Raw genomic sequence first — 11,965 nt, 5'->3', positions numbered from 1 at the left:
AGGAGAATATGATTTAGCTTATTAGTCAATATAAAAAGAGACTGAGACATAAGTTAAGTTGCTTTCATAAAAAGCAAATACGCAGTACAACAATGGCCTCCAACGTCCGACAAAGAACATTGGAGGCCTATTGTTGCTTGCGGGGGCTCCCAGAGGCTAGCTTCGCGTCGAAAAACGAAGTCACAAGTGACTTCTGTCTTGCTCCCTCAATAAGCTTTATTTAATTATCTTAAAATTATTTCAGCAATATCAAGGACAATGATAATCCCTAAAATACTGCTTAAAAGCAATAAAATTTTTCCCGTATGCTGATCTTTTGATTGCAGTTTTTCCCAATTCATTCCTGCATACGCAATTAAGATTAAAGCACAACCAATGATACCGTATATTCCAGAATGAAAGCCACGATTATCAATGGTATAACTTGCCGCCATGAAAAGGCCAACTGCAAACAAAAGTCCCCATAATAGTTGCTTTTTATTCATTAAATCAATACTTTCTCTCTAAATAAACTATTCTTGAAGATGGTAGTTATAACTAGCAACAATAATGTTCTCGCGGGAATTCAATAACGCCCGTAAACGAACACTAGTCTGATTATGCAAGGCCAATTGCCATGGATGTTTAGGAATAAATTGAGGAACAAGAACAGTTGTCGAATAATTTCTTGCTTCCGCCCGCTTGGCAATTACATCAACGAAACGTAATGTTGGTTTAGCGATCGAACGGTACGAAGAGTGAATATCAACGAAACGAACATCTGGATATTCAGCTTTAAATTCATTTGCTGTTTTATGCTCTTTGCCTGGATTTTCATCAAATGAAACATGCATGGCAATAACATAATCACCAATCGACCGAGCGTAATTAATTGCACCACGAGTTACCCGTGTTACATTACCAACTAAAACGATCACTGTTGCGCCATCGTAATCATGTAATTGGACTTTTGTTTTTTCAGCAACCCGCAACTGAGCGGCTACTTTTACGTAGTGCCGGTGAATCGAATGGAACATCCATAAAAGCAGCGGCATGATAATTAAGTATGGCCAAACATTTGCAAAGTGTTGCCAGAACAAACAAATAACAAGAACAAATGAAATCAAGGCTCCTACTAGGTTAATAAAGGCTTTCCCTAACCAGAAACCTTCCCGTTCTCTAAACCAGTGAATAATCATCCCAGATTGCGATAAAGTAAATGGAACAAATACCCCTACTGCATAAAGCGGAATTAACATATTAGTCTGACCATGGAAGATCAAGATCAAAATAATTGCTCCAATCGCTAAGGAAATAATTCCGTTAGAGTAGCCTAACCGATCACCACGATCCATGAATGCGTGTGGCATATATTTATCTTTAGCCATATTAAAGGCAAGAATTGGAAAGGCTGAGAAACCAGTATTAGCAGCAACTGCTAAAATCATTGCAGTTGAAAGTTGCAAGAGGTAAAAACCTAACCCATGCCCACCAAAGATTTGCGCGGCCATTTGGGAGAGAATTGTTGTCCGTGAATTAGGAACTACCCCCAGATAAAAGCTAAAGAAGATAACGGCAATAAAGAAGAACGCTAAAATAGCACTCATAATTGCCAGGGTAGTTGATGCATTCTTTTCTTTAGGCTTATTAAAGTTAGGAACAGCATTACTTACGGCTTCCACCCCAGTTAAGGATGATGAACCAGCCGAGAATGCCCGAATAAGCAAAACAAATGACATTCCCGATACCGGTGTTCCATAATCGACAATTGCCCGGTAATGAATATGACCAGTGGCAATATTATAACCACCCCATACTACCATCACAATCATCATAATAACAAAGAAATATACCGGAATTGTGAGGAAGTTTGCACTTTCACTCATTCCCCGTAAATTCATAAACATGATTAAAAGGACGATAACGATCCCAATTGGAATTGAAAATTTATATAAAGCAGGAACTGCCGAAGTAATCGCTTCAACTCCAGATGTCGTTGAAACGGCCACCGTTAACATGTAGTCAACTAGTAATGATCCTCCAGCAAATAATCCTCCATTACTCCCCCAATTCCGTGTGGCAACGACATAAGCACCACCACCACTAGGATAGGCATGAATGATTTGTTGGTATGATAACGTGATAGCTAACAAAAGAACCAACACAACTGCCGCAATCGGAATTGAATACCAGATTGCTGCTGCAGATAAAGTTACCAGAACAGTTGTAATTTGCTCTGGTCCATATGCTACTGACGATATTGCGTCAGAAGAAAGCATGGCTAATGCTTTAAATTTAGTTAAGTGTGTTTGCCCTTCATCAAGGGTTTTTAACGGTTTCCCGATTAAAACACGTTTCAAATAGCGCCACATACTATTTCTCCTTTGATTTTTACACTTTTTAAGTAGGTGACAATACTACAATTTATTCTTTAATTTTGCAACCTACAAATATATCTATTGATCTTTTTCTGGCATCTTTACCTTGGCATTAACCTTTTCTGCCGTAGAATCAATTTTTTTCATCCGGCTAGCTACAGCCCACCGGTAAAATCCTAACGAGCAGATGATAATAACAACAAAATCCCATGGGTACTTCAACCAGTCCTTGCCGCCAAATCCTTCACTCCCAATGTAAGAAACTATTGAGATAAAAACAAGATAAGCCAACATCCAATAACTATTGCGTAAGTCACGTAGCCCTGATGCGTGACGATACTTAACCTCATAATAAAGATAGATCGGTAAGCCTAATAAGATAACCCCAATTACCTGAACAGTTGTTGGCCACATTGTCCAATAAATTGAAAGACTCGTCAAGACAAATGCAAATGGCGCTAACCAGGACATAAAATGTGGATGAAACGGCCGCTTTAGATTAGCATCCATTTTACGAAGCGACATTACAGTAACCGGCCCAGTAAGATAAGCAATTAAAGTTGAACCAGTAATTACAGTGGCTAACAAACTCCAATTTCTAAAGAGACTAACCATTACCACTGCTAAAATCAGATCCACAACCATTGCAAACCGCGGAATCATGTAGCGCCGTTCTAACCGTCCCAACCATTGGGGCAAATGTCCGGTATGAGTCATTGCTGCCAATGCTCGTGAGGCAGTCGCCACGAACGCAACCCCTGTCCCAAATGGTGAAACAAAAGCATCCATATATAGTAAAATTGCAAGCCAATTCATCCCCAGCAGGATCGCAATATCAGCAAATGGAGACGTATAGTTAATCCCATGCCATCCTTTTTGCGCTAATAAATTCGGATCAATTGCTCCAATAAAAGCAACTTGTAACATGACATAGATCACAGCAGTAATAATCATTGAAATCAATACGCCTCGCACGATATTTTTATGAGGATTAATCATTTCTCCTCCCATGTTGATTACCGTTTGAAAGGCATCATAAGACATAATAATTCCAGAAATAGCAGCTGCTTCAAAGATTGAACGGCTACCATATGGCATAAAAGTAGTTACGCTATGACCAAAATTGCTAGGATGAAAACCCGCCGCAATAAGCATCACAATTGTTAATGTGGGTAATAAAATCTTAAAAATTGATATTAAATTAGTAAAGCGAGTCATCAATTTTACCGACCAGAAATTGATCAAAGTAAAAACCAGCATAAAGGCAAATACAATCAACAATCCAGGAGTTGTAATATTACCATTTTTCATAAAGTGGTGGGTCCAGTTTGCCCATGCCCACGGCCACGAACTCATATATTGAACTGAGGCCACGGCTTCCATTGGGACTAAAGTGATTAATGAAATCCAATTTGCCCATGCAGCAATAAAGCCTAAAAACGGACCGTGGCTATACTGAGCATAACGACTCATTCCTCCACTTTCTGGAAACATCGCCCCTAATTCAACATAAGTAAGGGCAATGCTAATAATGATTATTGCTCCTAAGATCCACGACAAAATAGCAGCTGGTCCCGCAACCTTTGCAGCAGTTCCGGCACCAAACAACCATCCTGAACCAATTAAGGAATTTAAGGCAAGCATTACACCAGAAAATAGCGTTATCTTCTGGAACTTCATTTTTTCCATTTCTTAGTTCCTTTCAGTTATAGTTTGGTTAAAAATTAATACTAATTTACTTTACCACAATTTAAGATTTTTAGATTAACTTTATAGTTGAACCGCCTTAACTGGATTACCATTCTGCTTTATTATTTGAAGCAAATCTTCTATTCCTAAAATCACAGTGGCCGTATTATCATTTGGGTGACAACCTATTAAATCCTCGTTCTTAAAGATATCAGCATCAATAATAAAGGTAACCTGATGTTGTTTATCATTAAACAAGTTAAAAGGTGAAACAGCCCCACTTGTTATTCCTAATTTCATAGCTAATTCTTCTAGACGGGCAAATAAAAACCGACTAGTCGATAGATTCTCTTTCATTTTTTTCATATTGAGACGCTTATTTTCTAAAATTGTAACTAAATAATAGCCAGCTCTATTTTTTAGAAAAAGGTTTTTAGTGCGGGCAAATTGATATTTTTGAACATACTTGTCTGCTTGTTCCGCTGTGTAAACTGGGGGATGCGTAACAATTTGATAGTTTATTTTTTTGGCATTTAAATATTCATAGACACTGGCCGCATTTTTCGTCATTGATTTTCCTCCAATAAAAAAAGATCCTAACATTTGAAAACCAAACATTAGAATCTTTTCTGCCCACAAAATTAAATTTTAGTCAAATGGTATTACATCATACCGCCCATGCCGCCTTGTGGAGCAGCAGGAGCTTGGTTATTAGCATTTGGATCTGGCTTATCAGCAACAACTGCTTCAGTAGTAAGAAGCAATGCTGATACAGAAGCAGCGTTTTGAAGAGCAGACCGGGTAACCATTGTTGGGTCAACAATACCAGCCTTGATCATATCTTCAAACTTGCCATCTGCAGCGTTGTAACCAATGCCTTCTCTTTCATTCTTTAATTCATTAACAATAACAGAGCCTTCAACACCAGCGTTTTCAGCAATTTGACGAACTGGTGCTTCAAGGGCAGCCTTAACAATGTTGATACCAGTTAATTCATCACCATCAGCATTAATCTTGTCAAGAGCAGGAATTACGTTAATCAAAGCAGTTCCACCACCAGGAACAAATCCTTCTTGAACAGCAGCACGAGTAGCATTCAAGGCGTCTTCAATCCGGTACTTCTTTTCCTTCAATTCAGTTTCAGTTGCGGCACCAACCTTAACAACGGCAACCCCACCTGAAAGCTTTGCAAGACGTTCTTGAAGCTTTTCCTTGTCGAAGTCAGAAGTTGACTTAGCAATTTCTTGCTTAATTTGGTCAACACGTTCTTGGATAGCTTCCTTTGAACCAGCACCATCAACGATAGTAGTAGTATCTTTTGTAACTGTAACCTTGTTAGCTTGACCTAATTGATCAACAGTAGCGTCCTTAAGACTCATCCCAAGGTCGTCAGAAATAACAGTTCCGCCAGTCAAAACAGCAATATCTTGAAGTTGAGCCTTACGACGGTCACCGAAGCCTGGAGCCTTAACAGCAACAACATTAAAGGTACCACGAATCTTGTTTAATACAAGAGTTGGTAATGCTTCACCAGTAATGTCATCAGCAATGATCAAGAGAGCACGGCCTTCTTGAACAACTGATTGAAGTAATGGCAAAATGTCTTGGATATTACTAATCTTCTTGTCAGTAATCAAAATATATGGGTTATCAAGATCTGCTTCCATCTTGTCGTTATCAGTTACCATGTATTGTGACATGTAACCACGATCAAAGCTCATTCCTTCAACAACGTCAACACTAGTGTCAACACCACGAGAATCTTCGATAGTAATTACACCATCATGACCAACCTTTTCCATTGCATCAGCAATTAACTTACCAACTTCTGGATTTGCAGCTGAAATAGAAGCAATTTGTTCGATATCATCCTTTGTCTTTACATCATGTGACATCTTCTTCAAAGCTTCAACAGCAACTTCAGTAGCCTTATCAATACCACGACGAATACCAACTGGGTTTGCACCAGAAGTAACGTTCTTCATACCAGCATTAACAATTGCTTGAGTTAAAACAGTAGCAGTTGTAGTACCGTCACCGGCAATATCGTTAGTCTTTGAAGCAACTTCGGCTACTAACTTTGCACCCATATTTTCAAATTGGTTTTCAAGTTCAATGCTCTTAGCAATAGTTACACCATCATTAGTAATAGTTGGTGTGCCATAGCTTTGTTCCAAAACAACATTCCGTCCCTTTGGACCCATCGTTGTCTTAACAGTATCAGCTAATTTATCAACACCACTGAGCATAGCGCTCCGTGCATCTTCAGAAAACTTAATTTCTTTTGCCATTTATGTCACCTCAAAATTAAATTTATTATTTAAAAGAGACGGTGAAGGAATTTTATTCTTTCTGTCTCCTGCTCTTAATTCGCTTATTTAACTATTCAACGATTGCTACTAAGTCTTTAGCATGAACAACTAAGAACTTTTCACCGTTATATTCTACTTCGTTGCCTGCGTACTTATCGAATAATACGCGATCGCCTTCCTTAACAGCTGGAGCAAGCTTTTGTCCGTTTTCTAAAGTACGACCTTCTCCAACGGCAATAACCTTTCCAGTAGTTGGCTTTTCCTTCACATTAGAAGCAAGGACAATTCCACCAACTGTCTTTTCTTCTTCAGTTTCAGCTTTTAGAACAACGCGATCTCCTAATGGTTTTAACACGTTAATCCCTCCATCTTGTTAATAAATTTTATTTTTAGCACTCAAACTCTTCAAGTGCTAACTACATGTTTAAATATAACATGTTCTCTTTAAAATGCAACAAAAACACTTTGACTTTTTTTGACCATTTTTTGAAATTTAAAAGATCATCCATATAATCGATGACTTTTACTAATAATTTAGTAAACAAAAAGCATTAGTTTAACGTTTTCATTAAACCAATGCTCTCCTAATTTATTCAATTGAATCTTCAGTATAATTTTTAATGAAGTAAATTAATGTTTGAAGTTCGTTTGTTAAGTCAATGTTTTGAACTTGAACATTTTTAGGCACAGATAAACGAACAGGAGTAAAGTTAAGAATTCCCTTTACACCAGCTTCAACTAATTGGTCTGCAACATGTTGTGCCTTGATTCCAGGAACAGTTAGAATAACAACATCAATCTGCTGCTCCTTTAACTGCTTTACCATATCCTCGGATGGGTAAATTGGAATACCACTTTTGACTGTATTGGCGTATTCTGGCTTAGTATCAAATGCTGCACTAATCCGTAAATTGGTGTCTTGGTGGAAATTAAAGTTTAACAAGGCACTCCCTAAACTACCAACCCCGACTAAGGCAACACTAACTAATGAGTCTTGGTGCAAGATTCCCTTAAAAAACTTTAATAGACTTTCAACGTCATAACCGTATCCCCGCTTACCTAATTCACCAAAATATGAAAAGTCACGCCGAATCGTTGCCGAATCAACTTGCACAGCCTCCGAAAGTTCAGTTGATGATACCCGTTGCTTGTTTGCGTCTTTCAATACATTTAAATAACGGAAATATATTGGCAACCGTTTCGCAGTCGCGCGTGGAATCTTTTTATTAGCCATTCTACTTTTATTCCTCCTAAAATAAGCCCTTCTCAACCTAGTTTGCCAACTAATTACTAAGTTTTTGACAAAGATAATGTTACTAATTTTACTTTGTGAAATTTAAGTCTGAGTATATTCTAGCAATTAAACCCCTTTTTGTGAACTAAAATACAAAAATATTTTCAACTTTTTATTTAAAATTAAAAATCTGCTAAAATAAAACCATATTAAATCAACGAAATAAATGAGGTTTCAATATGTTACTTTTACAGACAAATGACGTTGTGCGTCGATTTGGCGCGGACGTTTTATTTCACAATATGAACATGCAAATCCAAGAGCATGGCCGTACTGCGCTTGTTGGGCGTAATGGTGCTGGTAAAACGACCTTGTTAAAAATGATCGCTGGAATAACCGAACCAGATGAGGGAACAATTACGAAGGTTAAAGATTTGACAATTGGTTACTTGGCCCAGGATCAAGGACTCGATAGTCAAAATAGCATTTGGACTGAGTTAGATACTGTTTTTGCTCCTCTCCATAAAATGGAAGCACAAATTCATGATCTTGAACAGCAACTTGCTGATCTCGACAGTACCGATAGTAATTATCAACAAATTCTTTCAACATATGATAATTTACAAACTACCTTTAAAAAACAGGGTGGTTTTGAATACGAATCACGTATGCGGGGAATTTTACATGGGTTTGGCTTTGGTGAAGAAAGCTATGACACACCAATTAATTCTCTTTCAGGAGGGCAAAAAACTAAACTCGCCTTAGCAAAGATTCTTCTGCAAGCACCTGGACTTTTGATTCTAGATGAACCGACTAACCACCTCGACATGAACGTTCTTTCGTGGCTAGAAGATTACCTTAAAAGTTATCAAGGCGCGTTGCTTATCGTCTCTCACGATCGTTACTTCTTAGATCGTGTTGTTAGCGACGTTTATGATCTCGATAATAAAACACTCACCCACTATACCGGTAACTACACGCAATTTGTTAAACACAAGCAAGAACGGTTACAAGCAAAGTGGAAACATTATGACCAACAACAAAAAAAGATCGCCAAGTTAGAAGACTTTGTTAATCGAAATATTGTTCGCGCCTCAACAACTAAACGTGCCCAGGCGCGGCGAAAGCAATTAGAAAAAATGGAGCGGCTTGAGCGTCCAGAAACTGATGATAAATCAATTCATTTCCAATTCCATTCTGAAAAAGATAGTGGAAATGAAGTTCTTGATGTGGAGCAGGCAAAAGTTGGTTACGATGAACAGATTCTTGCCGGACCACTTTCATTTAATGTCCGTAAGCCACAGCGTGTTGGGATTATCGGGCCAAATGGAATCGGAAAGTCAACTTTACTAAAATCTATCCTCCATAAAATTCCGTTAATTAGCGGATCGATTAAACTCGGTGCTAACCTCGATATTGGTTACTATGATCAGGAACAACAGCAATTGCACCCAAATAAAACGGTTCTGGAAGAAGTATGGGATGACCATCCAGAAGTGCCTGAAAAGGATATTCGTTCATTATTAGGTAGTTTCTTATTCGTTGGTGATGATGTTTATAAAGTCGTTCATGACCTATCTGGTGGTGAAAAAGCACGACTAGAGTTAACTAAACTCTCATTTAAACCGATTAATTTTCTTATCCTTGATGAACCCACTAATCACTTAGATATCGATAGTCGAGAAGTGCTTGAAAACGCAATTAACGAATTTAGCGGAACTGTTCTCTTTATTTCTCACGACCGTTACTTTATTAATCAGGTTGCAACCGATATCCTAGCAATGGAACATGATGGAATTAAACATTATGAAGGCAATTATGATGACTATCTAGTTGCTAAGGAAAAAGAAAGTTCACCTAAGGCTACTTCGCATAATTCCAACACGATCGCTAAAGCACCAGCTGGTAAGCAATCTTATCAGCAGAGTAAAGAACAACAGCGTGCTCGCCGAAAAATTCAGCGACAAGTCGATGAACTAGAACAACAGATGGCGGAATTAGAAGAAAAGCAAACTGCAATTCAAGAACAAATGAGCCAACCAGAGATTGCTACGGATATTGGAAAATTAACCGATCTCCAAAAAGAACTTGATGAGTTATCAGCTAAATCCGAAGAGGTCGAACTTGCATGGACAGAAACAGCAGAAAAACTGGAAGAATTTGATCAAGAAAACTAAAAGAAGAAGCGGAAAGATCCGCTTCTTCTTTTAGTTTTGTCGGAATTTACGAGTATTTTCTGCAAGGTGAACTAAATTACGTAAGAAGTCATGAGTTGTTGCTTCATAGTTATATTTTTTACCTAAATCATAAATATATCCATTAATGTAATCGACTTCTGTTGGACGATTTTTACTCATATCTTGGTACATCGATGGATAATGCAGCGGGTTAGTAACTTCACTAACATATTTAATCGTTTGCCACTCCTCTTCACGGGTACTTAAGAGCTGAATACCAGCCCGTTCTGCAACATCAAATGCTTCATTAATTAGCTGTTTACCAAGCTTTTCTGCACCATCGTAATCGATAAATTGCCCCATTTGAATCTCAAAAAGTGTGCAGATCGTATTAATGACAGAATTGAAGACTACTTTTGTTAGGAGGGTACCATAAAAATTATCATTAAGGTGAGGATTAATATTCGCCGTGGTAAAGTCCTCAACAATTTGTTTTACCCACTCGTCAGGTTCGCCGACTTGGGGAGATAAGTTGATCGAACCAGCACCAGGTTTACCAATAAAGTCCACATCTCCCGCCTTATTAAGAACCGTACCAATTAAACAAGTACCGGCCACGACATGTTCTTTAGGAAAATAGTGGTTAATTTTTTCAATATGTCCCATGCCATTCATCCCCGAAAAGACATATTGGTGATCAGGATGGAAGAAATGAGCACTGCGTTGTAACAAATCACTAAGCGTCATCTGTTTGGCAAAAACGATCAACACATCTGGATCACCATCATATTCTTCTGGTGAGTAAATATTAATCGGGACAAGGTGACGATTTTCATGGTCCCGAGAAACATAAACCCCACCCTGTTGTTTAATGGTTTCAACTTGGGGAGCCCAGTTATCAACAAAATCAACCTTAGCGCCAGCCAGTTCTTGAAGCAATACGCCAAATCGTAGACCCATTGCACCTGCTCCTAAAACCGTATATTTCAAAGCCATAATCTTTTCCTCCTTAATTAAATAAATTCAGTTTAGCAATCCGCTCAACGGCTTCCGTTAATCGTGCTGGCTCAATCAAAAGGCCAATCCGCACATAACCTTCACCATGTTTACCAAAGCCATTGCCGGGTGCTACTGCCACGCCAGCTTTGTCTAATAACAAGTCTGCAAAGCTTTCACTGGTGTAGCCCTTCGGAACCGGCATCCAAGCATAGAAAGTACCCTGGGGAGTAAATGCATGCCAGCCAATTTTTTCCGCCGCATTAATAAAGGCATTCCGTCTTTCTTCATAACGACCTACAATTTCGGCAATTGCATCATCACGCTGTGGCAGCGTCAAGGCATCAATAGCAGCTTCCTGTAAGGCGGGAAAAAGGCTAACAAATAAATGGTCTTGAATTAAGTTTAAGGCTTCAATAATATCTGCATTACCAACTGCAAATGCGATTCGCCAGCCTGCCATGTTGAACGTCTTAGAAAAGGTATAAAATTCAATCCCCACATCTTTAGCACCTGGTGTTTCCATAAAACTAACTGGGGCTTGGCCGTCAAAGCCAATTGCGCCATAGGCAAAGTCACTAATAATTCCCACATGGTACTTTTTGGCCCACGCCACTAATTTTCGATAAAACTCAGGAGTAGCTACAGCGCCGGTAGGATTATTAGGATAGTTAAGATAGAAGAATTTAGCACGTTGCGCCACCTCTTCAGGAATTGCCTCTAAGTCTGGCAGGAAGTTATTTTCTGCTAATAATGGCACTGTTTCAAAATTAACTTCTCCTAGTGCTGCTCCTGATAAGTAATCTGGATAGCCTGGATCAGGAAGCAGGAAAGTGTCGCCGGAATTCATCAATGCCCATGGCAATTCTACAAGCCCAATCTTGGAACCACCCAAAATTGCTACTTCTTTTTCCGGATCAAAATCAGCTCCATATTTTTCTTGGTAAAAATTTGCTGCCGCTTCCTTAAACGCTGGCAATCCCCGAAATAGTGAATACTTATGAGTTTGCGGATCCGTCACCCATTTTTGCGTGCTCTTAACAATATAATCTGGCGTTGGCTTATCAGGATTTCCTTGGCCAAGATTAATAACATCGACCCCTTCACTTATTTTTTTATTAACCTTGGCAACTAAATTGGCAAAAAATTGTTTCGGTAAAGTGTCTAATAATTTAGATTGTTCAAAATTCATCTTTTCCA

General features: G+C 38.6%; 10 protein-coding genes. 1 reads left to right on the top strand and 9 read right to left on the bottom strand.

All coding sequences use genetic code 11. The annotated features are described in order from the left end of the window. Positions 1–224: 224 nt before the first annotated feature. The 7 genes from CBG10_RS00940 to CBG10_RS00910 all read right to left on the bottom strand — a co-directional run bounded on the left by CBG10_RS00940 (position 225) and on the right by CBG10_RS00910 (position 7,592). A complete protein-coding gene (locus CBG10_RS00940; protein WP_019251227.1) occupies positions 225–485 on the bottom strand; it encodes a hypothetical protein in 261 nt (86 codons plus the stop codon). Between the two features lie 27 nt (positions 486–512). Beyond that, positions 513–2,351, bottom strand: a complete 1,839-nt coding sequence (locus CBG10_RS00935; protein ID WP_003667429.1) for an APC family permease — start codon at positions 2,349–2,351, stop codon at positions 513–515. Between the two features lie 84 nt (positions 2,352–2,435). Then, positions 2,436–4,046: an APC family permease gene (locus tag CBG10_RS00930; protein ID WP_094511359.1), complete on the bottom strand. Its 1,611-nt coding sequence runs from the start codon at positions 4,044–4,046 to the stop codon at positions 2,436–2,438. A gap of 81 nt (positions 4,047–4,127) precedes the next feature. Further along, positions 4,128–4,616, bottom strand: a complete 489-nt coding sequence (locus tag CBG10_RS00925; RefSeq protein WP_094511357.1) for a prolyl-tRNA synthetase associated domain-containing protein — start codon at positions 4,614–4,616, stop codon at positions 4,128–4,130. A 92-nt stretch (positions 4,617–4,708) separates the two neighbouring features. Beyond that, a complete protein-coding gene (gene groL / locus CBG10_RS00920; protein ID WP_094502023.1) occupies positions 4,709–6,337 on the bottom strand; it encodes a chaperonin GroEL in 1,629 nt (542 codons plus the stop codon). A 91-nt stretch (positions 6,338–6,428) separates the two neighbouring features. After that, a complete protein-coding gene (gene groES, locus CBG10_RS00915) occupies positions 6,429–6,713 on the bottom strand; it encodes a co-chaperone GroES (RefSeq protein ID WP_003666368.1) in 285 nt (94 codons plus the stop codon). A 234-nt stretch (positions 6,714–6,947) separates the two neighbouring features. Further along, positions 6,948–7,592: a redox-sensing transcriptional repressor Rex gene (locus tag CBG10_RS00910; RefSeq protein ID WP_003666366.1), complete on the bottom strand. Its 645-nt coding sequence runs from the start codon at positions 7,590–7,592 to the stop codon at positions 6,948–6,950. A gap of 239 nt (positions 7,593–7,831) precedes the next feature. Between CBG10_RS00910 and CBG10_RS00905 the strand changes: the two genes are divergently transcribed. Then, positions 7,832–9,769 (top strand): ABC-F family ATP-binding cassette domain-containing protein, encoded by a 1,938-nt coding sequence (locus CBG10_RS00905; protein WP_094511355.1) that lies wholly within the window; start codon positions 7,832–7,834, stop codon positions 9,767–9,769. 30 nt (positions 9,770–9,799) lie between these two features. Here CBG10_RS00905 and CBG10_RS00900 read toward each other — a convergent pair whose 3' ends face one another. Next, complete coding sequence (locus CBG10_RS00900) at positions 9,800–10,765, bottom strand: ketopantoate reductase family protein (RefSeq protein ID WP_094507849.1); 966 nt, start codon at positions 10,763–10,765, stop codon at positions 9,800–9,802. Positions 10,766–10,778: 13 nt separating this feature from the next. Continuing rightward, the gene (locus CBG10_RS00895) at positions 10,779–11,957 is read right to left on the bottom strand and encodes a pyridoxal phosphate-dependent aminotransferase (protein WP_029507767.1); all 1,179 of its coding nucleotides are present in this window, start codon (positions 11,955–11,957) and stop codon (positions 10,779–10,781) included. Positions 11,958–11,965 lie beyond the last annotated feature (8 nt).

The sequence above is a fragment of the Limosilactobacillus reuteri genome (genome assembly GCF_002254085.1).
Taxonomy (GTDB): Bacteria; Bacillota; Bacilli; order Lactobacillales; family Lactobacillaceae; genus Limosilactobacillus; species Limosilactobacillus reuteri_K.
This window is presented reverse-complemented; position numbering and strand designations above follow the sequence as displayed.

What these genes read in the sequence shown, in the direction of transcription:
- CBG10_RS00900 (WP_094507849.1), bottom strand. Translation starts at nt 10,765, where the DNA reads ATGGCTTTGAAATATACGGTTTTAGGAGCAGGTGCAATGGGTCTACGA.
- CBG10_RS00905 (WP_094511355.1), top strand. Translation starts at nt 7,832, where the DNA reads ATGTTACTTTTACAGACAAATGACGTTGTGCGTCGATTTGGCGCGGAC.
- CBG10_RS00895 (WP_029507767.1), bottom strand. Translation starts at nt 11,957, where the DNA reads ATGAATTTTGAACAATCTAAATTATTAGACACTTTACCGAAACAATTT.
- CBG10_RS00925 (WP_094511357.1), bottom strand. Translation starts at nt 4,616, where the DNA reads ATGACGAAAAATGCGGCCAGTGTCTATGAATATTTAAATGCCAAAAAA.
- CBG10_RS00910 (WP_003666366.1), bottom strand. Translation starts at nt 7,592, where the DNA reads ATGGCTAATAAAAAGATTCCACGCGCGACTGCGAAACGGTTGCCAATA.
- CBG10_RS00935 (WP_003667429.1), bottom strand. Translation starts at nt 2,351, where the DNA reads ATGTGGCGCTATTTGAAACGTGTTTTAATCGGGAAACCGTTAAAAACC.
- CBG10_RS00930 (WP_094511359.1), bottom strand. Translation starts at nt 4,046, where the DNA reads ATGGAAAAAATGAAGTTCCAGAAGATAACGCTATTTTCTGGTGTAATG.
- CBG10_RS00940 (WP_019251227.1), bottom strand. Translation starts at nt 485, where the DNA reads ATGAATAAAAAGCAACTATTATGGGGACTTTTGTTTGCAGTTGGCCTT.
- groL (WP_094502023.1), bottom strand. Translation starts at nt 6,337, where the DNA reads ATGGCAAAAGAAATTAAGTTTTCTGAAGATGCACGGAGCGCTATGCTC.